The sequence below is a fragment of the Amycolatopsis sp. WQ 127309 genome, assembly GCF_023023025.1.
In the GTDB taxonomy this organism is placed as follows: Bacteria; Actinomycetota; Actinomycetes; order Mycobacteriales; family Pseudonocardiaceae; genus Amycolatopsis.
This window is the reverse complement of record NZ_CP095481.1, coordinates 10989391-11012326: the sequence shown is the minus strand read 5'-3', so window position 1 is coordinate 11012326 and position 22936 is coordinate 10989391. Positions and strand designations below refer to the sequence as shown.

Annotated in this window: 22 protein-coding genes and 2 tRNA genes; 13 read left to right on the top strand and 11 right to left on the bottom strand. The window is 71.5% G+C overall.

The features are described from left to right. Window positions 1-21: 21 nt before the first annotated feature. Window positions 22-2589: an aminopeptidase N gene (gene pepN / locus MUY22_RS48910; RefSeq protein ID WP_247055437.1), complete on the bottom strand. Its 2568-nt coding sequence runs from the start codon at window positions 2587-2589 to the stop codon at window positions 22-24. A gap of 161 nt (window positions 2590-2750) precedes the next feature. Between pepN and MUY22_RS48905 the strand changes: the two genes are divergently transcribed. After that, window positions 2751-3371 (top strand): DsbA family protein, encoded by a 621-nt coding sequence (locus tag MUY22_RS48905; RefSeq protein WP_247055435.1) that lies wholly within the window; start codon window positions 2751-2753, stop codon window positions 3369-3371. Window positions 3372-3460: 89 nt separating this feature from the next. Here MUY22_RS48905 and MUY22_RS48900 read toward each other — a convergent pair whose 3' ends face one another. Next, window positions 3461-4270 carry an MBL fold metallo-hydrolase gene (locus MUY22_RS48900; protein ID WP_247055433.1) on the bottom strand — a complete coding sequence of 270 codons (810 nt, stop codon included), beginning with the start codon at window positions 4268-4270 and terminating at the stop codon, window positions 3461-3463. Next, window positions 4267-4989, bottom strand: coding sequence for a 2-phosphosulfolactate phosphatase (locus MUY22_RS48895; RefSeq protein ID WP_371827565.1), 723 nt, complete (start codon window positions 4987-4989; stop codon window positions 4267-4269). The genes MUY22_RS48900 and MUY22_RS48895 overlap by 4 nt, the downstream gene beginning before the upstream one ends. A 45-nt stretch (window positions 4990-5034) precedes the next feature. Here MUY22_RS48895 and MUY22_RS48890 point away from each other — a divergent pair, with 45 nt between their 5' ends. Further along, window positions 5035-5508 (top strand): ribose-5-phosphate isomerase, encoded by a 474-nt coding sequence (locus tag MUY22_RS48890; protein ID WP_247055431.1) that lies wholly within the window; start codon window positions 5035-5037, stop codon window positions 5506-5508. Next, the gene (locus tag MUY22_RS48885; protein WP_247055429.1) at window positions 5508-6317 is read left to right on the top strand and encodes an Fpg/Nei family DNA glycosylase; all 810 of its coding nucleotides are present in this window, start codon (window positions 5508-5510) and stop codon (window positions 6315-6317) included. The genes MUY22_RS48890 and MUY22_RS48885 overlap by 1 nt, the downstream gene beginning before the upstream one ends. Before the next feature lies 1 nt (window position 6318). On the opposite strand, the gene MUY22_RS48880 is transcribed toward MUY22_RS48885, so the two are convergent. After that, entirely contained in the window at window positions 6319-7152 is an 834-nt protein-coding gene (locus tag MUY22_RS48880) for a DJ-1/PfpI family protein (protein ID WP_247055426.1), read from the bottom strand. Window positions 7153-7193: 41 nt separating this feature from the next. After that, window positions 7194-8003 carry a hypothetical protein gene (locus MUY22_RS48875; RefSeq protein ID WP_247055424.1) on the bottom strand — a complete coding sequence of 270 codons (810 nt, stop codon included), beginning with the start codon at window positions 8001-8003 and terminating at the stop codon, window positions 7194-7196. Window positions 8004-8151: 148 nt separating this feature from the next. On the opposite strand from MUY22_RS48875, the gene MUY22_RS48870 reads away from it, so the two are divergent. Together MUY22_RS48870 and MUY22_RS48865 are read left to right on the top strand one after the other, a co-directional pair. Further along, window positions 8152-9027, top strand: a complete 876-nt coding sequence (locus MUY22_RS48870) for a TIGR03619 family F420-dependent LLM class oxidoreductase (protein WP_247055421.1) — start codon at window positions 8152-8154, stop codon at window positions 9025-9027. A gap of 5 nt (window positions 9028-9032) precedes the next feature. Next, entirely contained in the window at window positions 9033-9479 is a 447-nt protein-coding gene (locus tag MUY22_RS48865; RefSeq protein WP_247055418.1) for a nuclear transport factor 2 family protein, read from the top strand. A 44-nt stretch (window positions 9480-9523) separates the two neighbouring features. Here the strand turns inward: MUY22_RS48865 and MUY22_RS48860 are convergent, their stop codons facing one another. Further along, window positions 9524-9886 carry a helix-turn-helix domain-containing protein gene (locus MUY22_RS48860; RefSeq protein WP_247055416.1) on the bottom strand — a complete coding sequence of 121 codons (363 nt, stop codon included), beginning with the start codon at window positions 9884-9886 and terminating at the stop codon, window positions 9524-9526. 67 nt (window positions 9887-9953) lie between these two features. Here MUY22_RS48860 and MUY22_RS48855 point away from each other — a divergent pair, with 67 nt between their 5' ends. Next, complete coding sequence (locus MUY22_RS48855; protein WP_247055414.1) at window positions 9954-10742, top strand: NAD(P)H-binding protein; 789 nt, start codon at window positions 9954-9956, stop codon at window positions 10740-10742. Next, complete coding sequence (locus tag MUY22_RS48850; RefSeq protein WP_247055411.1) at window positions 10739-11488, top strand: alpha/beta fold hydrolase; 750 nt, start codon at window positions 10739-10741, stop codon at window positions 11486-11488. Before MUY22_RS48855 ends, MUY22_RS48850 begins: the two co-directional genes overlap by 4 nt. Here MUY22_RS48850 and MUY22_RS48845 read toward each other — a convergent pair. From MUY22_RS48845 to MUY22_RS48835, 3 genes are all read right to left on the bottom strand, one after another. Next, on the bottom strand, window positions 11485-12396 hold the full coding sequence (locus MUY22_RS48845; protein ID WP_247055409.1) for a hypothetical protein: 912 nt from the start codon (window positions 12394-12396) through the stop codon (window positions 11485-11487). The genes MUY22_RS48850 and MUY22_RS48845 overlap by 4 nt on opposite strands. Next, the gene (locus MUY22_RS48840; RefSeq protein WP_247055407.1) at window positions 12393-12644 is read right to left on the bottom strand and encodes a hypothetical protein; all 252 of its coding nucleotides are present in this window, start codon (window positions 12642-12644) and stop codon (window positions 12393-12395) included. The genes MUY22_RS48845 and MUY22_RS48840 overlap by 4 nt, the downstream gene beginning before the upstream one ends. A gap of 471 nt (window positions 12645-13115) precedes the next feature. Beyond that, window positions 13116-13189 (bottom strand) — tRNA-Pro (locus tag MUY22_RS48835). Window positions 13190-13267: 78 nt separating this feature from the next. Between MUY22_RS48835 and MUY22_RS48830 the strand changes: the two genes are divergently transcribed. Then, window positions 13268-13341 (top strand) — tRNA-Gly (locus MUY22_RS48830). Here the strand turns inward: MUY22_RS48830 and MUY22_RS48825 are convergent. Continuing rightward, entirely contained in the window at window positions 13293-17957 is a 4665-nt protein-coding gene (locus MUY22_RS48825; protein WP_247064500.1) for a HAMP domain-containing protein, read from the bottom strand. The genes MUY22_RS48830 and MUY22_RS48825 overlap by 49 nt on opposite strands. A 139-nt stretch (window positions 17958-18096) precedes the next feature. Between MUY22_RS48825 and MUY22_RS48820 the strand changes: the two genes are divergently transcribed. The 3 genes from MUY22_RS48820 (at window position 18097) to MUY22_RS48810 (ending at window position 20564) form a co-directional block, all read left to right on the top strand. Beyond that, window positions 18097-19662, top strand: coding sequence for a SpoIIE family protein phosphatase (locus MUY22_RS48820; RefSeq protein WP_247055404.1), 1566 nt, complete (start codon window positions 18097-18099; stop codon window positions 19660-19662). Window positions 19663-19731: 69 nt separating this feature from the next. Continuing rightward, window positions 19732-20274 (top strand): type 1 glutamine amidotransferase domain-containing protein, encoded by a 543-nt coding sequence (locus MUY22_RS48815; protein ID WP_247055401.1) that lies wholly within the window; start codon window positions 19732-19734, stop codon window positions 20272-20274. A gap of 125 nt (window positions 20275-20399) precedes the next feature. Continuing rightward, complete coding sequence (locus MUY22_RS48810) at window positions 20400-20564, top strand: hypothetical protein (protein ID WP_247055399.1); 165 nt, start codon at window positions 20400-20402, stop codon at window positions 20562-20564. A gap of 169 nt (window positions 20565-20733) precedes the next feature. On the opposite strand, the gene MUY22_RS48805 is transcribed toward MUY22_RS48810, so the two are convergent. Continuing rightward, a complete protein-coding gene (locus MUY22_RS48805) occupies window positions 20734-21150 on the bottom strand; it encodes a hypothetical protein (RefSeq protein ID WP_247055397.1) in 417 nt (138 codons plus the stop codon). A gap of 154 nt (window positions 21151-21304) precedes the next feature. On the opposite strand from MUY22_RS48805, the gene MUY22_RS48800 reads away from it, so the two are divergent. Together MUY22_RS48800 and MUY22_RS48795 are read left to right on the top strand one after the other, a co-directional pair. Further along, window positions 21305-21715: a helix-turn-helix domain-containing protein gene (locus tag MUY22_RS48800; protein WP_247055395.1), complete on the top strand. Its 411-nt coding sequence runs from the start codon at window positions 21305-21307 to the stop codon at window positions 21713-21715. 63 nt (window positions 21716-21778) lie between these two features. Further along, window positions 21779-22876 (top strand): hypothetical protein, encoded by a 1098-nt coding sequence (locus MUY22_RS48795; RefSeq protein WP_247055393.1) that lies wholly within the window; start codon window positions 21779-21781, stop codon window positions 22874-22876. Window positions 22877-22936: the final 60 nt, after the last annotated feature.

Here is a 22936-nt window from a genome sequence, read left to right as displayed (position 1 = left end):
GTAAGGAGTCCTTCACGGCTTTCAGGCCTGGGCGTCGAAGTCGCGGGCCGCGAGGGCCCGGACGATGCCCGCCCGGCCTTCCGAGACCAGCCGGCGCAGGGCCTGCGAGTGCTCGGTCTCCAGCCACTTGTCGGACGCCTTCACCGTCGCCGGCTCCACGGCCCACGACGGGTACAGCCCGATCGCGATCGGCTGCGCGCGCTCGCTGGAGCGCCGCTGCCACACCTCGTCGATCACCTCGAAGTACTTCCCGACGTACTCGCCGAGCAGTGCCTTCTGCCCCGGGTGCGAGAAGCCCGAGATGAGCGAGTCGCTGACGGCGTTGGTCAGCTCGTCGTCGTGGACCGCGCGCTCCCACGCGTCGGCCTTCGCCTCGGCCGCCGGCCGCAGCGCGCGGCCGCGTTCGGCCTGGCGGCGCCCGGTCGCGGTGTTGTCGCGGGCCAGCTCGGCGTCGAGCTCCGCGGAACCCGCCTTGTCGTGCGCGACCAGCGCGTGCAGCAGGCGCCAGCGCAGGTCGGTGTCGACGCTGAGGCCCTCCAGCGGGGCCGAGCCGTCGAGCCAGCCGGCGAGCACCGCGAGGGTCGCCTCGTCCAGCACCGAACCGGCCAGCGAGTTCACGAACGCCAGCTGGTGGTCCGAGCCCGGCTCGGCGCCGCGGACCAGCTCCAGCAGCCGGCCGGTGAACGCCGGCCAGCCGGTCTTGGCCGCCCAGCCCTGCTCGGCGTAGGAGTTCAGCGCGGTCTGGGCCTGCAGCAGCAGCCGCTGGACGACGCCGACCTCGCTCTCGGTGTGGATGCCGCGCTGCACCAGGGTGACGAAGTCGCGGGCCTTCAGCTCGGCCTCGCGGGTCATCTCCCAGGCCGCCGACCAGCACAGGGTGCGCGGCAGCGGCTCGGTGATGTCGGCGACACGGTCGATCAGCGTGGTCAGCGACACCGGGTCGAGCCGCATCGTGCAGTAGGTCAGGTCGTCGTCGTTGACCAGCACGAGCTTGCCCGCGGCCTGCCCGACCAGGTCGGGCACCTCGGTGCGTTCGCCGTCGACGTCCAGCTCGACGCGGTGGGTGCGGACGATCTTGCCGTTGCCGTCCTCGTCGTAGATGCCCACGGCGACGCGGTGCGTGCGCAGCTCGCCGGCGCCCGGCTTGGCGCCGGACTGCACGACGGCGAACGAGGCGAACGTGCCGTCCGCGCCGATCTCGTAGCGCGGGCTCAGCGAGTTCAGGCCGGTGGTCTCCAGCCACTGCGCGCTCCACCACGACAGGTCGCGCCCGGACGCCTCTTCCAGCGCGCCGAGCAGGTCGGCCAGCGTGGCGTTGCCCCAGGCGTGCTTGCCGAAGTAGACCTTCAGGCCGTCGAGGAAGTGCTCCAGCCCGACGTAGGCGACGAGCTGCTTGAGCACGCTCGCGCCCTTGGCGTAGGTGATGCCGTCGAAGTTCACCTCGACCGCGTGCAGGTCGACGATGTCGGCGGCGATCGGGTGCGTCGAGGGCAGCTGGTCCTGGCGGTAGGCCCAGGACTTCTCGATGTTCGCGAAGCTGGTCCACGCGTTCTTGTACTCGGTGGCCTCGGCCTGGGCGAGCACGCTGGCGAAGGTCGCGAACGACTCGTTCAGCCACAGGTCGTCCCACCAGCGCATGGTGACGAGGTCGCCGAACCACATGTGCGCCATCTCGTGCAGCAGCGTCTCGGCGCGCCGCTCGTAGGCGTAGCGGGTGACGCGGCTGCGGAAGACGTAGTCCTCGAGGAAGGTGACGGCGCCGGCGTTCTCCATCGCGCCCGCGTTGAACTCCGGCACGAACAGCTGGTCGTACTTGGAGAACGGGTACGGCGTGCCGAACTTGTCGTGGTAGAAGCCGAAGCCCTGCTTGGTCTCGGTGAACAGGCGCTCGGCGTCCATGTGCTCGGCCAGCGACGCGCGGCAGTAGATGCCGAGCGGGATCGTCTTGTGGGCGTCGGTGTACTCGTCGCGCCACTCGGCGTACGGCCCGGCGATCAGCGCGACCAGGTAGGTCGAGAGCCGCTCGGACTCCTTGAAGACGGTCCGGACGGCGCCTTCCGGCGTCTCCTCGGCCGACTCCGCGAGGGTGTTGGAGACGACCTTCCAGTCCTTCGGGGTCACCACGGTGAGCCGGTAGACCGACTTCAGGTCGGGCTGGTCGAAGCACGCGAACATCCGCTTGGCATCGGCCGTCTCGAACTGGGTGTACAGGTAGACGCTGTCGTCGACCGGGTCGACGAACCGGTGCAGGCCCTCACCGGTGTTCATGTACCGGCAGTCGGCGGTGACCGTGAGCTCGTTCGTCTCGGCCAGGTCCGCCAGCGCGATGCCCCGGTCTTCGACATAGGCGCTGATGTCGACGTCCGCGCCGTTCAGCGTGGCGGAGTGCACGCGATCGGCGACGAGGTCGACCCAGGTCTGTTCGCCGGCCTTGGCGCTCGCGAACCGGACGGTCGTCTTCGACGCGAAGGTCTTCTCCCCGGGTCCGCCGTGGCCGTCGGTCAGATCGAGCTCGATGTCGTAGCCGGTGACGTCGAGCAGATCCGCGCGCAGCTTGGCGAGATCACGGGTCAGGTTGGGGGCGGGCACAGGCACCTCTGGTCGTGGGATCGGTTTTCAGGCTCCCCGCATCCAATCATGGGCGCGGGGTGGCGGGCGATGAGGGAACAAGCGTGCGCTCCCCGGTGTTGGCCCGCAGTGTGGGGCCTGCCCACACGCCGACGTCGCCTTCACGTGCACAGGAGTACCCGATGACCACTGCCGAGCAGCCCACGAAGGTCGATTTCTACTTCGACCCGATCTGCCCGTTCGCCTGGATCACCTCGCGCTGGATCCTCGAGGTGGAGAAGCACCGCAACCTGGACCTGACCTTCCGGGTGATGAGCCTCTCCTACCTGAACTCGGGCCGGGACGAGCTGCCGCAGGAGTACAAGGACCTGCTGGCGAAGGGCTGGGGCCCGGTGCGCGTGGCCGTGGCGCTGTCGGAGCTCAAGGGCGAAGAGGTGCTGCGCGACTACTACACCGAGTTCGGCACCCGCTTCCACAACCAGGGCAACAAGGACCGCGACGTGGTCATCAAAGAAGCCCTGGCCGCGATCGGCGCGCCGTCCGAGCTGTACGACGCCGCCGACTCCACGGAGTACGACGACGCGCTGAAGAGGAGCCACCACGAGGGCATGGACCCGGTCGGCATGGACGTCGGCACCCCGACGATCCACATCGACGGCGTGGCGTTCTTCGGCCCGGTGCTCAGCTCGATCCCGCGCGGCGACGCCGCGCTGAAGATCTTCGACGGCGCGGTCGCGCTGTCGAGCTACCCGGACTTCTTCGAGCTCAAGCGCACCCGCACGGGCGACCTGAACTTCAATTGACCCGTTCCAAAAAGCGTCACTTTCCCTAGGAAAGATGCGTCGGAGGCCCCCTCGGACGCATCTTTCCTGGTGAAAGTGACGTCTTCGGGTCAGAGGGTTTTGAGGGCGGCCGAGGTGACGTCGGCGGGGTAGCGGGACGCCGCCACCGCCGCCGCCTCGGTCGACTCGCCCCGGCCGACCGCCGCCTTCAGCGCGATCAGCTCGTGCAGGCCGTGGCGGTGGTAGCGGACGAAGTCGGCGTCGACCGGGTCGCCGTGGCCGGGGACGACGACACGCGGTTCCAGCGCGAGCAGCGTGTCGAGGGTGTCCGGCCACGCGGTCAGGTCCGAGTCGGTGCCGAACGAGAACGCGCTGAAGCCGTGTTCGGCGTTCTCGACGATGTCGCCCGCGAAGACCACTTCCGCGTCCGGCACGTGCACGATGACGTCGTGGTCGGTGTGGGCGCGCCCGGGGTGCAGCAGCACCGCCGTCCGGCCGCCCAGGTCGAGCTCGGTCCGGTCGCTGAACAGGTGATCGGGCACGACGAACGTCGTCCGCGCGATGGCGTTGGCGATCGCCGCCTTGCCCTCCTCGCGGTAGTAGGCCATCCACTTCTCCCGCGCGCCCTCGGCGTACTCGGTCAGCTCGGCGCGGCAGCCCTCGTGCGCCCAGACCGCGCACGGCAGGAACCGCTCGGTGCCCCAGGTGTGGTCGAAGTGCGCGTGGGTGAACGCGACCGCCCACGGCAGCGCCGTCAGCTCGCGCACGGCCGCCGCCAGCTCGGCGCCCTGGTCCAGGTCGCCCCGGGTGTCGATGACCAGGCAGCGGTCGGCCCCGACGACCAGCCCGACGGTCAGGTCCAGCTCCTCGTACCGCCGCGCGTGCACGCCGTCGGCGACTTCGACCCAGCGACCGGTCATCGCAAGACTCCTTCGTGCAGGACGGGAGCGGCTTCGCTCACGTCGATCTGGGCGGCCAGCGCGACGTCGCCGCCGTGCCCGGCCTCGGTCAGCTCGCGCCCGGACACGCAGTCCGCGATCGCCGCGACGTCCACCGCGCGCGCGGCCAGCGCCGCTTCGGGGGACAGTGTGCGCCCGAAGCGGGCCGGCGCGGCGGCGATCGCGCCCGCGCCCACCTGGTCCTCGACGCACGGGCGCAGCGGCCCGGACGTGTCGCCGTGACCGAAGATGTTCACCCCCCAGCGTTCTCCGGCCGCGATGACCCCGATCGGGCCGCCCAGCCCGTGCGCCTTGGCGGCCACGGCGGAGGCGTTGCGCAGGCAGCCGGCCAGCACGTGGGCGCCGGTCGACGCGGCCGCGTCGCACAGGGTGGCGCCGTTCGGCGACGGCAGCGCGAGCAGCGTCCCGGGCGGGATGTCCGTCACCGACGACGGCCGCAGGGTGAACGCGCCCTCGCCGGCGATGACGGCGCCCGCGGCCCGCGCGAGCGCGACGCCGCGTTCGTCGCGCCACCGCACGGGCAGCACCCGGCCGCCGCGGCCGACCACGAGATCCGTGGTGGTGCTGAAGGAAAGCACGTCGACGACCACCAGCACGGCGCATTCCCGGCCGAGCGCGGCCACCCCTTCGGCGCCCCAGTCGAGCCTGACGTCGTGTCCCGACTGCTCCCAGATCCCCACCCCCGGAGCATGCCGGAAACCGGCCGTGATGGCAGACTCCCAGCCGTGCGTGTCTACTTGGGATCCGACCATGCCGGCTTCGAGCTGAAGAACCACCTGGTGGCTCACCTGGAGAAGCAGGGCCACGAGGTCACCGACATCGGCCCGCGGGTCTACGACGCGGCCGACGACTACCCGGCCTACTGCGTCGAGACGGCGCTGCGCGTCGTGGCCGACGAAGGCAGCCGCGGCATCGTCGTCGGCGGCTCCGGCAACGGCGAGCAGATCGCCGCGAACAAGGTGCCCGGCGCCCGCGCCGGCCTGGCCTGGAGCGTCGAGACGGCCAAGCTGTGCCGCGAGCACAACCACGCCCAGCTGATCGGCGTCGGCGCCCGGATGCACACCGCCGAGCAGGCCACCGAGATCGTCGAGGCCTTCCTCGCGACGGAGGTCTCGCCCGAGGAGCGGCACGCTCGCCGCGTGCAGCAGCTGCTGGACTACGAGCGCACCGGCACCCCGCCGGCCCTGCCGGAGGCCTGATGCCCGAGGGGCACACGCTCCACCGGCTGGCCCGGTTGCACAAGCGCCGCTACGCCGGGGCCCCGGTCGAGGTGAGCAGCCCGCAGGGCCGCTTCGCCGCCGAAGCGTCCCGTTTGGACGGTCGGGTGCTCGTCGGCGCCGAGGCGCACGGCAAGCACCTGTTCCACGACTACGGGCCGCACGGGATCGTCCACATCCACCTGGGCCTCTACGGCACATTCGGGGAGGGTTCGCTGCCCGTGCCCGAGCCGGTCGGCCAGGTCCGGCTGCGCCTGGTCGGCCGGACACAGTGGACGGACCTGCGCGGCCCCAACACGTGCGAGCTGCTGGACCCGGCCCAGGCCGACGCGATCAAGGCGCGTCTCGGGCCCGACCCGCTGCGCCGCGACGCGAAGCCGGACAAGGCCTGGGCGCGGATCTCGAAGTCGAAGGTCTCGGTCGCCGCGCTGCTGATGGACCAGGCGGTGCTGGCCGGCGTCGGCAACGTCTACCGCGCCGAAGTCCTGTTTCGCCACGGCGTCGCGCCGCTGACGCCGGGCCGCGCGCTGGACCGCGCGCTGTGGGACGACATGTGGGCCGACCTGGTGACGTTGATGCGCGACGGCGTCCGCGTCGGCCGCATCGACACGGTCCGCCCGGAGCACCTGCCGGAGGCGATGGGCCGCGCGGCCCGCGTCGACCGCCACGGCGGCGAGGTGTACGTCTACCGCCGCGCCGGCGAGCCGTGCCTGGTGTGCGGGACGCCGGTGGAGACGTCGTCGCTGGTCGGGCGGAACCTCTACTGGTGCCCGACCTGCCAGCCGGCCTGACTCAGAGCCGCTTGCCGAAGGCCTTCGCGAACGTGTGCACGTCGCCCGGCCAGCGGGCCGAGACGTAGTTGCCGTCCTCGACGACGAACGCCGGACGGTCGTCGTCGAGGCGGTCGCGGGCCCGGCCGCTCGCCTGCACCCGGTCGGTGGTGTCCCGGAAGTCCGCCGGCCGCGCCAGTGCGCGGGTGACCTCCTGCTGCACCGACATGTACCCCTCGGGCTGCCCCGGTTCCTCGAGGTAGGTGCGGTAGTAATCCGGGTCCCAGAAGCGCGTCCGCCGCGTGAGCCGCCAGGCCGTCCGCTCCAGCGGCCAGGTCAGCGCCGTCGTCGTGCGGCCGTGCAGCACCGAGCGGCCGGTGGCCGGGTCGACGCTGCGCGCGGCGAGCAGGACGCCGTGGCAGATCGCGCCGACCGGCAGGTCACGGCGGAAGGCGTCGGCGACCACGCCCTGCAGCACGGGGCTTTCGAGGTACTCGCGCATGCCGCGGGCCCGGTGCCCGCCGGGCAGGAGCACACCGTCGACGTCGTCGAGCTTGATGTCGTCCCAGCGGATCGGGGTGCGCCACGCGGGATCCGCGAGCAGCGCGCGGTGGGCGTCACGCGCGGCTTCGTCGGCGCGCAGCACGCGGCCGAGCGCGGTGAGCTTCTTCAGGCCCGGCACCCGGCCCCACAGATCGAGGCCCTCGCCGGTGACCATCAGCTCGTCACAGGTGGCCTGCGTGCCGCCGGGTGTCGCGAAGACGACCGTGTGGTCCCGGCTCAGCACCGCCCGGCTGACGGCCACTTCGGACGGGTCCGAGTCCCGGGCCGGGACGGGGATCAGCACTCTCGCCACGGCATCCTCCTGAAGTCGTCCAGGAGGATGCCAGCCGGTGCTCAGAAGTCGAAACCGCCCCCGTCGAAGCCACCGCCGTCAAAGCCGCCGCCGTCGAAACCGCCGCCGCCCCAGTCGCCGCCGCCGTCACCACCGCCGAAGTCGCCTCCGCCGTCACCGCCACCATCGCCGTCACCGCCGCCGGAGTCGAGCGCGTCCTGCTGGCCGGCGTCGTAGCCCGACTCCCAGGCCCCGGCGCTGGCGATGCCGCCCATGCCGGAGAACATCGCGCTGAACAGGAACATCGACCCGAGGCCCCAGGCGCCGGCGACGAGCGCGGGCTTCCACCACGGCTCGCTGTACCAGCCCTGCGGCACCGGCCGGCCGGCCACGCGGCCGCCGGGGTAGTAGTACGGCGTGTCCTGGCCGGCGTCCGGGGAGGCGGCGTAGTGCTGGCCCTCGACGTCGACGTCGCGGCGCTCGGTCACCTTGCCGGCGCGCTCGCGCTCGGCCTCCTCCGGCAGCTGCGGGCCCGGGTCCATGCCCATCGCGACCCGCGCGGCGCGGACGTAGTAGAGGCCTTCGACGGCGGTGTCCTTGACCAGCCGGGCCTGCTCGATGGTGCGCGCCTGCTCCATCTGCGAGCCGGCCGCGTTGTAGCGCTCGCTCGCGTCGGCCATCGCCTGCTGCGACGCGGTGTCCGTGCCGTTGAGGTTGAGGACCTGGCCGCCGAGCCGCTCGACGAGGCGCCGCGCGTCGGCCTTGGCGTCGTCGAGTTCCCGCTGCCGGGCCGCGGCGCGCTGCCGCGAGAAATACAGGCCGCCACCGACGATCACGACGACGAGCACGATCAGGAAGATCGCGGTGCCCATGGACCACTCCCAGAAGCTCGGTGCCCGGTGACCGGAAGTCACCTTGTGATTCGGACAACGCGGACGTTGCGCGGAGGGTTCCCGGGTAGTGATCCGGCCCACCGTCAGCTCTGGCCGAGGAAACTAGAACACGTTATAGTTCCGCGGTATGAAGTTCACCCTGTCGATCGCGATGAACCCGCTTGATCAGCTGGGCGAGCTGGCCCGGGCCGCGGAAGAGGCCGGCTTCGCCGCCATCGCCCTGCCGGACTCGCTCTTCTACGCCGAGACGGTCTCCACAGACTATCCCTACACCCCCGACGGCAGCCGGTTCTGGACCGCCGAAACGCCCTGGGTGGACCCGCTGGTCGCGACCGCCGCCATGGGCGCGGTCACCAGCCGCATCGAGTTCTACACGTCGGTGCTGAAGCTCGGCTCGCGCAACCCGGTGCTGCTGGCGCGTCAGGTCGGCTCGGCGTCGGTGCTCACCGGCGGCCGGTTCGGGCTCGGCCTCGGCGTCGGCTGGCTGCCGCAGGAGTTCGAGTACTGCGGCGTGCCGTTCGAGCGGCGCGGCAAGCGCGTCGACGAGGCGATCGACGTGCTCCGGCTGATCCTCGACGGCGGCATGGTCGAGTACCACGGCGAGTTCTACGACTTCGACAAGCTGCAGATGAGCCCGGCGCCGCCGTCGCGCGTGCCGTTCTACATCGGCGGCCACACCGACGTCGCGCTGCGGCGCGCGGCCCGCGTCGCCGACGGCTGGTCGTCGGCGATGATGAAGCTCGAGGAGCTGCGCGAGACCATCGCCCGGCTGAAGGAGCTGCTGGCCGAGCGCGGCCGCGCCGACGACCCGTTCGAGTACCAGGCCGTCTGCATCGACAAGTTCGGCCTCGACGGTTACCGCGAGCAGGGCGAGGCGGGTGTCACCGACATCATCACGATGCCGTGGGTGTTCGACGGCGTCGGCTTCGACGCCCCGGTCGAGCCGAAGCTGGAGTCGATCCGCAAGTTCGGGGCCGAGATCATCGACAAGTTCGGGGAGTGACGGCGATGGGCGTGCAGGTCAGCTGGGACACGGAGAAGGAGCAGCCGCCGGCGCGGCGCGCGGCCCTGGCGTCGATGACGGCGGTGACGGCGGGGGACAAGGACGCGTGGCTGGCGCTGTTCGCCGCCGACGGTGTCGTCGAGGACCCGGTGGGCCCGTCGATGTTCGACGAGACGGGCAAGGGACACCACGGCCACGACGGCATCAGTGCCTTCTGGGACAAGACGATCGGCAACGTCGAGCGCTTCGAGTTCGTCATCCGCGACTCCCACGCGGCGGGCGCCGAAGTGGCGAACGTCGGCACGATCACGACGTACCTCCCGGGCGGCTACCGCGTCGACACGGACGGCGTGTTCGTCTACCGCGTCGGCGACGACGGCTTGATCACGTCGATGCGCGCGTTCTGGGAAACCGAACGCGTGATGGCCACGGCCCGGCAGGTCACGGGGTAGCTCCTCCGGGGCCCGCGCCGGTCCGGTGCGGGTCCCGTCGCCCCTCAGCGGCGGGACCGGCTGTCGTAGGCCTCCCGGGCCGCTTCGACCTTGCCGAGGTTGCCCGACCACTCCGAAAGGCTCGCGAACAGCGGCCCGAGGCTGCGGCCCAGCTCGCTGATCTCGTACTCCACCCGCGGCGGGACCTCCGCGTGGTAGGTCCGCACGACGAGGCCGTCGCGCTCCAGCTGCCGCAGCCGCTGGGTGAGCACCTTCGGCGTGATCGTGCCGATGCGGCGTTCCAGCTCGACGAACCGCTGCCGCCCGTATTCCTTCAGCGACCACAGGATCGGCGTGGTCCAGCGGCTGAAGACGATGTCGACCACCGGCGCGATCGGGCAGGCCAGCTCGGGTGTGGTTCCGGTCACTTTCGGGGCCTCCAGCCATTACTTTCCTCTAGGTACCTACTATACGTCGGAATGTAGCGTCCTCCGCATGATCACAGTCATGGGAGCGACGGGGAACGTCGGACGGCCGCTGGTGCGAGCGCTGGCCGCGGCCGGTGAACAGGTGACGGCGATATCCCGCCGAGAGGCGGCGGGCGTGCCGGACGGCGTGCGCGTGGCGCCCGCCGTCGAGTCCGCTTTGGACGGTGCCGAGGCGCTGTTCCTGATGGTGCCGGGCGGTTTCGCGCCCGTGGACGACGTGCTGGCCGCGGCACGCGCGGCCGGCGTCGAACGGGTGGTGCTGCTGTCGTCCCAGGGCGTCGCGACGGGCCGGCACCCGGCGGTGCTGGAGGACTCCGTCCGGACCTCGGGTCTGAAGTGGACGGTGCTGCGCCCGGGCGGGTTCGCGTCGAACGCCTTGCAGTGGGCGGAAAGAGTGCGGACGTCCCGGCAGGTGGTGGCGCCGTTCGGCGACGTCGCGTTGCCGGTGGTGGACCCGGAGGACATCGCCGCGGTGGCGGCTTCGGTGTTGCTGTCCGGACGTTCCGGCGACGTCTACGAGCTGACGGGCCCGGCGCCGATCACACCCCGCCAGCAGGCGGCGGCGATCGGCGAGGCGTTGGGCGAGCCGGTGCGTTTCGTGCCGCAGACACGCGAGGAGGCACGCGCGGCGATGCTGGGTTTCATGCCGCCGGAGGTCGCCGACGTGACGCTGGGCATCCTTGGCGCGCCGACCCCACGGGAGCAGCGCGTCAGCCCGGACGTCTCGCGGGTGCTGGGCCGCCCGCCGCATCCGTTCACCGAGTGGGCCGCGCGCAACGCGGCGGCGTTCAAGTGACGACACTGTCCTATCAGGACTCCGGAACGGGAGCGCCGCTGGTGTTCCTGCACGGCAACCCGACGTCGTCGTACTTGTGGCGCAACGTGACGCCGTCCCTGCCGGGTCGCCGTCTGGCGCCGGACCTGATCGGCATGGGCGCCTCGGAACGCCCGGACATCGAGTACACGTTCGACGACCACGCTCGCTACCTGGACGCCTGGTTCGACGAACTGGACCTGGAAGACGTCGTCCTGATCGGCCACGACTGGGGCGGCGCCCTGGCCGCGGACTGGGCGTCGCGGCACCCGGGCCGGGTCCGCGCATTGGCGTTCACCGAGGCGATCCTGAAGCCGATGACGTGGGAGGAGTTCCCGCCGGCGGGCGCGGAGGTGTTCCGCGCGATCAAGACGTCGACGGACCTGTCGGGCTTCTTCGCCGGCCTCCCGCCGGAGTACCGGACCACGCACGACGTCCCGCTGCTGCGCTGGGCGCGTTCCCTGCCCCTGGGCGGCGAGCCGGCCTCGGTGGTGTCGCGCATCGAGGCGTTCGGAGCCTGGCTGGCGGCGACCCCGGAGATCCCGAAGCTCCTGATCACGTTCGAACCGGGCCACGACACGATGCTGACACCGCCGATGATCGACTGGTGCCGGGACACCTTCGCGTCGCTGGAAGTGGTGCACCACCCCGTCGTCGCCGGTCACCACACGCCGGAAGAGCGGCCGGAGCTGATCGCGGAGTCGTTGCTGGCGTGGCTGCCGGGCTAGCAGGTGCGGTCCCGGGACGTGCCGTTCGGGGCGAACTCCAGCCGGACGTCGCCGGAGGCGGGCAGCAGGATCGCCGTGCCGTCCGCGCGGTTCCACGCCCTCGGGAGCAGCATCGACGTCCCGCCGGACTGCTGGACGAGCACGAGCCCGTCGTAGCGGAACCGGTACTGGGCGTCGGGCGCGCAGGGCGTCACCGTCACCCCGCGCGCCCGGAGGCCGAGGTCCTTGCCGCTGAACACGACGGTGTCGGCCATCGTCGGCAGGGCGACCTCGTACTCGTACGCGCGGCGTTCGCCGAGGGCGGCCGAGTAGTCCGTCACCGACCAGAACGCGCCGACGGTGACGAGCACGAAGGTGAAGGTCCACTGCACGACGGCCGCGGTCGGCGACCCGCGGCGGCCGGTGCGGGCCTGGTGCAGGCGGTCGGCGAGCGGGAAGAACAGGAAGCCTGCGGCGATGCACAACCCCGGCAGCCCGGCGAACCGGTAGAGCAGGGCGGGTTCGGCGAGGCCGGTCAGGCCCACGACGACCAGCACGATCCCGGCGACGGCGAGCACGGGCACGGCCCGACGCAGCAGCGTCTGCCACGCCCGCGGCGACAGCCGGGCTTCGAGCAGGCGATGGGCCCAGAGGACGGCGAGCCCGACGGCGGCGACGACGGTGATCGGCACGGTCATCCCGTCGCTCGCGCGGATCAGGTAGTCGGCCACGGACAGCCCGAGCACCGAGTAGTGCACGCCGAACCACCCGCAGAACGCGTTGGCGTGCTGGGTGCCGAAGTAGAACAGCAGCGCGGTCAGCACGGTGGTGGGCGCGAGGATGGAGCTGAAGACCTTCAAGGCCCGCGACGGCGCGTCCCGCGTGACGCCGGTTTCCCGCGGCCGCCCGGCCACGCGCCGCGCGGTCAAGCGGGATCGCAGAGGTTGTTGACGACCCAGGTCACGGTGCCGCCTTCGACAAGCGGGTCGGGGATCTCGTTGCGGCCGACCCAGCAGTCCTCGTCGGCGTGCCCCAAGCCCGGCTCTTCGCGGAAGGCGTTGTGGACGCAGACGTCGTGCGCCGGGCAGACCCGCCGGTAGAAGTCGTCGACGGAGAAGTTGGTGAAGGAGGTCCCGATCTGCTGTTCGAGACTGCGCCGGTCAGCGGAACCGAGCACCCACCGATCCGGCGGCTTGGGCGGCTCAGGCGGCTTCTCAGTGACGGCGGCGGTGGTCGTGTCCGCGGCCTTACTCGATCTCGGAGTGGTCGTCAGCGGCGCGACGCTCCGGCTGGTCGTACCGCCGGAGCTGGTCAGCCCCAGCGCGCTGGTGGTGCTGGGCGCTTGAAGAGTGGACGCGGCGGAGGTCACGACACCGCTGCTGCCGCCATCGGAGGCGGACGGCGCCGCCGGCTCCGGGGCACGCCCACAGGCCACGATCAGAACGGCCGTGACAACCAGCACGACACCGGCACGGGTCGGCCTGTTCATCGGACATCACCTCTCCGTGAGGAGAAGTCGCGAGAACGCGAGGAAATACAACAAGATCGACGCAGGATGGGCCGATCGCCTCAACACGTTAGGCATGGCTGCCGAGGACCTCAGATAGCGGCGATCCTCTTCCCATCCCGCTACCAGCGGGCCTGTAAGTCGGGATGACAGGATTTGAACCTGCGACCCTTCGCTCCCAAAGCGAATGCGCTACCAAGCTGCGCCACATCCCGGTCCACCCCCAGGGGGGTGTGCGATCAGCCTAGCGGGTCACGCTAAGCTGACCTCGCACCCGGGTACCTCGGGGGCACGCGGGTGTAGCTCAATGGTAGAGCCCTAGTCTTCCAAACTAGCTACGCGGGTTCGATTCCCGTCACCCGCTCCAACGGCCGAGGCGGCGTCCGCCTCGAGCTTGGCGGCTATCACGTCCAGCAGTTTGTCCGTGTCCACCGGCTTGGTGATGTAGTCGTCCGCGCCGCTGGCCAGGGTCCTTGCCCGGTCTTCCGCGGTGGCCTTCGCGGTCACCGCGATCACCGGGAGGTCGGCGTTGGCCGCTTCCGCTCGGATCGCCGCGATCGTCGCGTTGCCGTCCAGTTCCGGCATCATCACGTCCATCAGGACCAGGGCCGTGTCCTCGTTGCGCTCCAGGGCGCGGATGCCGTCGACGCCCGTCTCGGCGTAGACGACCTCCAGGCCGGCCTGCTCCAGGACCGCGGCCAGGGCGAACACGTTCCTCAGGTCGTCGTCGACGATCAGGACCTTCTCGCCCTGGAAGCGTTTCGGGGCGATGTGCGGGGCCGCGATCCGGACCGTGCTCGGGACCGAGGGCAGCCTGGGTGATGACAGCGCCGTCACGGCCGGGTCGACCAGGTTCGATGCCGCCACGGGGAGGTACAGGGTGAACGTCGAGCCCTTGCCCGGCTCGCTGATCACGCGCAGCTCGCCGCCGAGCAGCTCCGTGAGCTGCTGGCTGATGTTCAGGCCCAGGCCGGTGCCGCCGTACTTGCGGCTCGTGGTGCCGTCCGCCTGGCGGAACGCCTCGAAGATCACCGCCAGCTTCTCCTCGGGGATGCCGATGCCGGTGTCCTCGACGGCGAACGCGATGATGCCCGGCGCGGTCCGCAGCGCCTCCTGCTCGACCTCCGCCGGGTCGGCCGCGCGGATGTGCAGGCGGACGCTGCCCTCGTCGGTGAACTTCGCCGCGTTCGAGAGCAGATTGCGCAGGATCTGCTGGAGGCGGTGCTCGTCGGTGTGGACGCTGCCCGGCACCGGCGGGTCGATGTGGACGGCGAACTCCAGGCCCTTGTCGGCCGTGAGCGGCCGGCACAGCGACTCGACGTAGTCCACCAGCTCCGGCAGCGTGATGTCCGACATCTGCATGTCGAGCCGGCCGGCCTCGACCTTCGCCAGGTCGAGGATGTCGTTGATCAGCTGCTGCAGGTCGGAGCCCGCCGCGTAGATCGTGCGGGCGAACTGGATCTGCTTCTCGGTGAGGTTGCCCTCGGGGTTCTCCGACAGCAGCTTCGCCAGGATCAACGCGCTGTTCAGCGGCGTCCGCAGCTCGTGCGACATGTTCGCCATGAACTCGGTCTTGTACTGCGACGCGACCGTCAGCTGCCCGGCGCGTTCCTCCAGCTCCTGGCGGGCTTGCTCGATCTCGCTGTTCTTGACCTCGATGTCGCGGTTCTGCTGGGCGAGCAGCGCGGCCTTCTCGGCCAGCTCGGTGTTGGACCGCCGCAGCTCGCCCTGCTGGGCCTGCAGCTGCTCGGACCGGGCCCGCAGCTCCTGCGCCAGCCGCTGCGACTCGGTGAGCAGCGCCTCGGTGCGGGAGTTCGACAGGATCGTGTTGACGTTGACGCCGATCGTGTGCCGCAGCTGCTCCAGCAGGTCCTGGTGGACGGTGCTGAACTCGTTGACCGAGGCCAGCTCCAGCACCCCGAGCACCTCGCCCTGGAACAGCACCGGCAGCACGATGAGGTTGACCGGGGACGCCGAGCCGAGCCCGGACGACACCAGCGCGTACTCCGGCGGCGCGTTGTGGACCAGGATCGTGCGGTGGTCGACGGCGGCCTGGCCGATCAGCGACTCGCCGATCGCGAACCGCAGGCCGGCGCGGGACTGGGCGAGACCGTAGGCGGCGATGCACTCCAGCACCGTGCCGACCGAGTCGTCGTCGCGGGCCAGGAAGAACGCGCCCTGCTGGGCGCGGACCAGCGGCGCCAGCTCGGACAGGATCAGCGCGCCGACCGACGCGAGGTCGCGGTGCCCCTGCATCCGGCCGGACAGCTGGGCGAGGTTCGTCTTCAGCCAGTCCTGCTCGGTGTTGGTCCGCGTCGTCTCCTTGAGGTTCGCGATCATCTGGTTGATGTTGTCCTTGAGGTCGGAGACCTCCCCGGACGCGTCGACCGTGATGTGCCGGGTCAGGTCGCCCGCCGTGACCGCGGTGGCGACCTGCGCGATCGCGCGGACCTGCGTGGTCAGGTTCCCGGCCAGCTGGTTCACGCTCTCGGTGAGCCGTTGCCAGGTGCCGGACACGCCGTCGACCTCGGCCTGGCCGCCCAGCTTGCCCTCGGTGCCGACCTCGCGCGCCACGCGCGTGACCTCGGAGGCGAACGCCGAGAGCTGGTCGACCATCGTGTTCATGGTCGTCTTCAGCTCGAGGATCTCGCCGCGGGCGTCGACGTCGATCTTCTTCGTCAGGTCGCCCCGCGCGACGGCCGTGGTGACCTGCGAGATGTTCCGCACCTGGCTGGTCAGGTTGTGGGCCATGAAGTTGACGTTCTCGGTCAGGTCCTTCCAGGTCCCGGCCACGCCGGGCACCCGCGCCTGGCCGCCGAGGATGCCTTCGGTGCCGACTTCGCGCGAGACGCGCGTGACCTCGTCGGCGAACGCGCGCAGCGTCTCGACCATGCCGTTGAGCGTCTCGGCCAGCGCCGCGACCTCGCCCTGGGCGACGATCGAGATCTTCTTCGACAGGTCGCCGTTGGCCACGCCGGTCGCCACCGTGGCGATGCTGCGCACCTGGTCGGTCAGGTTGGTGGCCATGACGTTGACGTTGTCGGTGAGGTCCTTCCACGTGCCCGCGACGCCGCGGACCGTCGCCTGGCCGCCGAGCTTGCCTTCCGTACCGACCTCGCGCGCGACGCGCGTGACCTCGTCCGCGAACGCGGACAGCTGGTCGACCATCGTGTTCAGCGTCGTCTTGAGTTCCAGGATCTCGCCGCGCGCGTCGACCGAGATCTTCTGCGTCAGGTCGCCCTTCGCGACGGCCGACGTCACCGTGGCGATGTTGCGGACCTGGTCGGTCAGGTTGTTCGCCATGAAGTTGACGTTGTCGGTGAGGTCCTTCCAGGTGCCGGCGACGCCGGGCACGGTGGCCTGGCCGCCGAGCTTGCCCTCGGTGCCGACTTCGCGCGCGACGCGCGTGACCTCGTCGGCGAACGCCGAGAGCTGGTCGACCATCGTGTTGAGCGTGGTCTTGAGTTCCAGGATCTCGCCCCGGGCGTCGACCGCGATCTTCTGCGTCAGGTCGCCGCGCGCGACGGCCGTCGCGACCTGGGCGATGTTGCGGACCTGGGTGGTCAGGTTGTTCGCCATGAAGTTCACCGAGCCGGTGAGGTCGCGCCAGGTGCCGGCGACGCCGGGGACTTGCGCCTGCCCGCCCAGCTGACCCTCGGTGCCCACCTCGCGGGCCACCCGGGTGACTTCGTCGGCGAAGGCGGAGAGCTGGTCCACCATGGTGTTCATGGTCGTCTTGAGCTCGAGGATCTCGCCCCGGGCGTCGACGGTGATCTTCTGCGTCAGGTCGCCCTTCGCCACGGCCGTGGTCACGTGGGAGATGTTGCGGACCTGGTCGGTCAGGTTGTCGGCCATGCCGTTGACCGAGTCGGTGAGGCTGCGCCACGTCCCGGCCGCGCCGGCCACCTCGGCCTGCCCGCCGAGCTTGCCCTCGCTGCCGACCTCGCGCGCGACGCGGGTGACCTCCCCGGCGAACGCCGAGAGCTGGTCGACCATCGTGTTGAGCGTGTTCTTCAGCTGCAGGATCTCACCGCGGGCGTCGACGTCGATCTTCTTCGTCAGGTCGCCGGTGGCCACTGCCGTGGCCACCTGGGAGATTCCGCGGACCTGGTCGGTCAGGTTGTCGGCCATCAGGTTGACCGAGTCGGTGAGGTCGCGCCACGTGCCGGCGACGCCGGGCACCTGGGCCTGGCCGCCGAGCTTGCCGTCGGAGCCGACCTCGCGGGAGACGCGGGTGACCTCGTCGGCGAAGGAGGAGAGCTGGTCGACCATCGTGTTGATGGTGTTCTTGAGCTCGAGGATCTCGCCGCGGGCGTCGACGTTGATCTTCTGGGTCAGGTCGCCGCGCGCGACGGCCGTGGTGACCTGCGCGATGTTGCGGACCTGCTCGGTGAGGTTGTCGGCCATGAAGTTGACGGAGTCGGTGAGGTCGCGCCAGGTCCCGGACACGCCCGGCACGACCGCCTGGCCGCCGAGGCGGCCCTCACCCGCGATCTCGCGGGAGAGCCGCGTCACCTCGACGGCGAAGCGCGTCAGCTGCGCGATGAGGCCGTTGACCGTCTTCGCCAGGGTCGCGTACGCGCCCTGCAGCGGGCGGCCGTCGAGGGTGAGGGTCATCGGCTGGGACAGGTCGCCGTCGGCGACGCCGCCGAGCACGCGCTCCAGCTCGATGGCCGGGCGCGTGAGGTCCTCGACGAGGCCGTTGACGGCGTCGACGGCGGTGTTCCAGCCGCCGGGGCCGACCTCGGTCTCGAGCCGTTCGAGCAGTCTGCCTTCCTGGCCGACCGCCGTGCGCACCCGCAGCAGCTCGCTCACGAGCCGCTGGTTGCGCTCGGCGATGTCGTTGAAGGCGAGGGCGAGCTGCGCCGAGACGCCGTCGCCGTGCGGCACGAGCCGCCGCCGGAAGTTGCCGTCCCCGAGATCCCGCACCGCCACGAGCAGCCGCTCCAGCGCCGCCGCTTCGCCCTGGGATTCCGTTGTCATGTGTGCCGACCCTCTCCACCACGCATGCGCCAGCCGTGGTCGTCGACCCAGCGTGCCATGATTCGCCCTACACTTCGAGCCAGTCCGCCCGCTCACGCGGTAGCCGTGCGATAGCAGTCCGGAGGCAGGAGGTCCGTGCATGGTGTCACGTCCGGCTCCGTCGTCGGCAGCCCTGCCGCCGATGGCCGGCGGTGACGCGCCGCCGGGGTTCGACGCCTTCGGCCGGGCCGTTCTCGAGGACGTGCGGGACGCGGTGTTCCTGCAGGACGCCGCGGGCGTATTGCGCTGGGCGAACCCCGCCGGGCGGACGCTGACGGGCGACATCGAGCCGAAGCTGCACCCGGTCGCCGAGACCTCCGGACACGTGGAAGTGGCGGGAAACCGCCACCCCGCGCGCGTCCGGGCCCTGCCCGGCGGCTGGCACGCCTGGACGGTCGCCGGCCCCGAGGGGGAGAGCGTCTCCCCACGGCGGCATGTGGGCGACTTCCTGGCCGCGGCCGGGCCCCGGCTGGCGGCCGCGCGCGGCCGCCACGGCACCGCCCGCGTGATCGCCGAGCTGGCCGCGGCCGCGCTCGCCGAGACCGTGTTCGTCCTGCTGCCCACCACCCGCGGCCGGTGGGAGTGGTGGAGCTGCGAGCCCCCGGCCGCGCACGGCCACGGCCGGATCCGGCGGGTGCCGCCCCAGGCCGCGCCGGTGTTGGCGGCGACGTTCGGCGCCACCGGCCGGCCCCAGCCGGTCCCGGTGCCCGCGGCCGAGGTCGCCACGCTGCCGTCGGTCGTCGCGGACCGGTTCGCCGACCACGCCGAGGTCACCGTCGTCTCGCTGGGCCCGAGCGCGAGCGCCGGGGTCACCGGCGCGCTGCTGCTGGGCCGGCGCGCGGACCCGGAGTTCGGCGGCGAGCAGGACCGCGCCGTCGTCGAGTTCGCCAAGGCGGCCGGCACGGCGCTGGCCAACGCGCAGCGCTACGCCCGGCAGGAGGAGGCGACGCGCGGCTTGGAGACCACGCTGCGCCCGATCGACCCGCCGGAGCTGGCCGGCACCCGCTTCGAGACCTGGTACGAGCCGGCCGGCGGGGTGCTCGCGGTCGGCGGCGACTTCTACGACGTCCTCCCGCACGACGACGGCAGCGCGTTCCTGGTGCTCGGCGACATCTGCGGCAAGGGCGCCGAGGCCGCGGCGCTGACCGGGCGGGTCCGGCACGCGCTGACCGCGCTCGCCATGGTCGAGCGCGACGGCCGGACGTTGCTGCGGCTGCTCAACGAGCTGCTCATCGCCGGCGGCAGCAGCCGGTTCGCCACCCTCGTGCTCGGCACGGCCACCCCGACGGACGAGGGCGTCGACCTGACGCTGGCCTCCGGCGGGCACCCGGCGCCGCTGATCGTGCGCCACGCGGGCGGCGTCGAAGAGGTCACCGTCCCGGGCACGCTGGTCGGCATCTCGCCGCAGGCGCGCTTCGCCGAAGCGACGGTGCGGCTGGGGCCGGGCGACATGTGCCTGCTCTACACCGACGGCATCACCGAGGCCCGCAACCGGCACGACCCGTCGGAGCTGTTCGGCGACGACCGGCTGCGCGCGGTGCTGACGGCCGCGGCCGGGCAGCCGGCCCGCGAGGTCGTCCGGCAGCTGCGCCAGGCCGTGCGCGACTGGCTCGGCAGCTCCGCCCACGACGACATCGCCGTGCTGGCCGTGGAGTGCGCGGACTGATCGTCTGTTTGCTGGCCTGCCGCGTTCGCCGGTGCGTTTGCCGGCCGCCGGAGCGGGTAATTCCGATCCATGGCGAATGCACTTGAAGGCCGCCGGGTCGCGATCCTGGCCGCGGACGGCGTCGAGCAGGTCGAGCTGGAGCAGCCGCGCCGGGCCGTGCTGGACGCGGGCGCGACCGTGCAGCTCGTGTCCGTGGACACCGGTGAGATCCAGGCGATGAACGGCGACATCGACAAGGGCGACACGTTCGCCGTCGACCGCAAGGTTTCCGACGTGGCGATCGGCGACTTCGACGCGCTGCTGCTGCCCGGCGGCACGATGAACCCCGACAACCTGCGGGTGAACCCCGAGGCGGTGAAGTTCGTGGGCGACTTCGTGCGCGCGGGCAAGCCGGTCGGCGTGATCTGCCACGGTCCGTGGACGCTCGTCGAGGCGGATGTCGTGCGTGGCCGCACCTTGACGTCGTACCCGAGCATCCGGACCGATCTGCGTAACGCGGGGGCCACCGTCGTCGACGAAGAAGTGGTCGTGGACAACGGCCTGGTCTCCAGCCGCAACCCGGACGACCTGCCGGCGTTCTGCGCCGCGGTCGTGCGGGAGTTCGCGGGCTGACGGCCGTCCTCTGTGGACATTCACCCGGCCGTGTCCTTAAGTCCCGCTTAAATATGTTGGCTTTCGGCGTTCCGGCGGAGGACGCTGAGGGGGTGGCCAGGACCGCCCGAGAGGAGGTGGACGCAATGACAGTGAACGCGAGGCGCTACGGCCGTTGGTGCCGTGAACACTTCGACGTGGTCGCCGCCGAGCGCGTTCCCGCGCCCCGGGCCGCCGACGCCGCCGAAGCCCTCCCGCAGCCGGAGTCGGCGCCGGTCGAGACCGTCGCCGAACAACCGCAGCAGAGCTGAGTCTCCCGCACGCGAAAGGGCCCCCGGATCACGATCCGGGGGCCCTTTCGTTGCGCCGTTCGAGGCGGCCGACGTTCCGGCGGATGAAAGAATCCCTCTCCGGCGGACCGGGGGGGGGGGGCTTCTTCGCGAGCTGCGAGCCGCGAGCCGCGAGCAGAGCGCGCGCGGGTCAGCGGTAGCTGCGGCGGCGGTACCAGACCCGCCTCGGGCCGGGGGCGCCGATGCGGGTGATGACGTCCGTCAGCACCGCGCCGATGACCAGCCAGATGACCGCGGCCAGGCCGTCGTTGCAGAAGACCCGGAACTTCTCGGAGTCCGGCGTGAAGAGGTCGCGCAGGCCCAGGGAGACGCCGGCCGACCATTCGGAGATGAGGTGCGCGAAGCCGTTCGCCGCGTTCGCCTCGCCGAAGACCAGCACGATGTGCACGGCCAGGACCAGCGCGAACACCGCGCACACGAGGTGGATGAGCGCGTTGACCGTGCGCACGATCCGGAGGCGGGCGGGGGTTCGCTCCACGACTTCTTCGGTGGCGGCGGGTTCGTACCGCGGATCGTAGGGCTGCTCCGGGGGAGGGGGATACGGCATCGTCGGCGCCGTCCTTTCGACAGTCCTCTGTGGACGGATCTGGGGCGTGCGGTGCCAGGAAGAGGTACCCGGTGCCGGGGCCGGCCAACCCGGTGTTCCGCAAACTTCCGAAACATGGGGCGTGATAGGGTACTTTGCGGAATCGAGGAGGGTCATGGCGCAGGAGGTCTACTCCGTCGAGCAGGTCGCGACGCAGCTCGGGCTGCACGTCCGGACCGTCCGGAACTACGTGCGGGACGGGCGGCTGAAAGCGGTCCGGATCGGCAAGCAGTACCGGATCACCGCGGCCGACCTCGCGGCCTTCACCGGGCTCCCGGCCGCCGCGCCGGCGGCCGCCAAGAAGGCGGACCTCTCGGGTGTCGTCGAGGTCGAGGACGTCGACCGGGCGACGGCGGACCGGATCGCCACCCTGGTCCACGCGTCGCTGCAGGGACCGCAGTCGCTGCGCGTCGAAACGATCTACGACAAGGAGAAGTCCGTCCTGAAGCTCATCGTGCTCGGCGACCTCGCGGCCGGCGCGGACCTGCTGCGGATGGTCGCGGGGTTCGTCGAAGGCCTGGGCTGAGCCGGGCGGCTGAACCTCGCCCCGGGTGGGCAACCCGGGCCGCCACGGCACGTCCAGGTGATCATGAGACTCCTCCGGCGTACGGCACTGACGCTGTCCGTCCTCACCGCCCTGGCCGTCCCTGCCTCGCCCGCTTCCGCGGAAACCGTTGTCCCGAAAGGTTTCCAGCCCGCGTCGACCAGCTGGACCGGTCCGGACACCGGCTACGTCCTCGGCTACTCGCCCTGCGCGAAGTCGTGGTGCCCGGCGTTGCTGGGCACGACCGACGCCGGGCGGCACTGGCGGCGCCTCGGCGCACCGTCGATGCCGCTGCCGGACAACCACAACCACGTCGCGCTGACGTTCGTCACCGATCGCGTCGCCTACGTCAGCGACGGCGTGCACGTGCGGACGACGCGGGACGGCGGCGCGAGCTGGCACCCGGTCGGCCTCGTCGACGCGCGGGAACCCTTCTACGTCTCGAAGATCACCGAAACCGGCGGCCGCGTGTTCGCCGTGCTCAGCACCTACGGCGAGGGCCGCGGCTCGACGCGGCTGTACTCGGCGGCCGCCGGCTCGCCGGTGCTGGTCCCGATGCCGGGCTTCGCGGTCACCGGGGACATCACCTACGGCGACGTCGCCGTCGGCGGCGGCCTGCAGGTCGCGCTCGGCGCGAACTACGGCGACGAGAAGTACTGGACCTCGCGCGACGGCGTCCGCTTCACCCCGGCCGCGCCGCCGTGCCCGACGGGGACGGTGGCGTCGCTCGCCGGCGTCCGGGACAAGCAGGTCGTGGCGTTGTGCAGCAGCAGTCCCGGCTCGCCCCAGCCGGGCTCGACGGAACGGAGCCTGCGGCACGCGGCGCGCCTGGGTGGGACGTTCAGCGGCACCGACGCGGCCCCGGTCGTCGGGATCACGCAGGGCTTCGGCGCGGCGTCGCCGGCGTCCGCGACGATCGCGGCGGAGGGCGGCGGCGTCGGCTTCCTGCACCGCACGACGGACGGCGGGCGCACCTGGACGACGACCGTCCTCTCGGAACGCGGGCTCAGTCTGACCGATCTGGACTTCCCGGGCCGCGGCACCGGGGTGGTCGTCGACGGCCAGCCCGACGCGGCCGACGGCTCCGCTGTGTACCGGTCCACGGACGGCGGAACGACGTGGCACGAACTCCTGTTCGGCTGATTGTGCCTGGCAGGCAAGGCCCTTGCGCGGTTCACTTGATGAACGCCATGTCGTAGTCTG

What these genes read in the sequence shown, in the direction of transcription:
- MUY22_RS48815 (WP_247055401.1), top strand. Translation starts at nt 19,732, where the DNA reads ATGGCGAATGCACTTGAAGGCCGCCGGGTCGCGATCCTGGCCGCGGAC.
- MUY22_RS48870 (WP_247055421.1), top strand. Translation starts at nt 8,152, where the DNA reads ATGAAGTTCACCCTGTCGATCGCGATGAACCCGCTTGATCAGCTGGGC.
- MUY22_RS48855 (WP_247055414.1), top strand. Translation starts at nt 9,954, where the DNA reads ATGATCACAGTCATGGGAGCGACGGGGAACGTCGGACGGCCGCTGGTG.
- MUY22_RS48800 (WP_247055395.1), top strand. Translation starts at nt 21,305, where the DNA reads ATGGCGCAGGAGGTCTACTCCGTCGAGCAGGTCGCGACGCAGCTCGGG.
- MUY22_RS48805 (WP_247055397.1), bottom strand. Translation starts at nt 21,150, where the DNA reads ATGCCGTATCCCCCTCCCCCGGAGCAGCCCTACGATCCGCGGTACGAA.
- MUY22_RS48875 (WP_247055424.1), bottom strand. Translation starts at nt 8,003, where the DNA reads ATGGGCACCGCGATCTTCCTGATCGTGCTCGTCGTCGTGATCGTCGGT.
- MUY22_RS48825 (WP_247064500.1), bottom strand. Translation starts at nt 17,957, where the DNA reads ATGACAACGGAATCCCAGGGCGAAGCGGCGGCGCTGGAGCGGCTGCTC.
- MUY22_RS48820 (WP_247055404.1), top strand. Translation starts at nt 18,097, where the DNA reads ATGGTGTCACGTCCGGCTCCGTCGTCGGCAGCCCTGCCGCCGATGGCC.
- MUY22_RS48900 (WP_247055433.1), bottom strand. Translation starts at nt 4,270, where the DNA reads ATGACCGGTCGCTGGGTCGAAGTCGCCGACGGCGTGCACGCGCGGCGG.
- MUY22_RS48885 (WP_247055429.1), top strand. Translation starts at nt 5,508, where the DNA reads ATGCCCGAGGGGCACACGCTCCACCGGCTGGCCCGGTTGCACAAGCGC.
- MUY22_RS48795 (WP_247055393.1), top strand. Translation starts at nt 21,779, where the DNA reads ATGAGACTCCTCCGGCGTACGGCACTGACGCTGTCCGTCCTCACCGCC.
- MUY22_RS48810 (WP_247055399.1), top strand. Translation starts at nt 20,400, where the DNA reads ATGACAGTGAACGCGAGGCGCTACGGCCGTTGGTGCCGTGAACACTTC.
- MUY22_RS48865 (WP_247055418.1), top strand. Translation starts at nt 9,033, where the DNA reads ATGGGCGTGCAGGTCAGCTGGGACACGGAGAAGGAGCAGCCGCCGGCG.
- MUY22_RS48905 (WP_247055435.1), top strand. Translation starts at nt 2,751, where the DNA reads ATGACCACTGCCGAGCAGCCCACGAAGGTCGATTTCTACTTCGACCCG.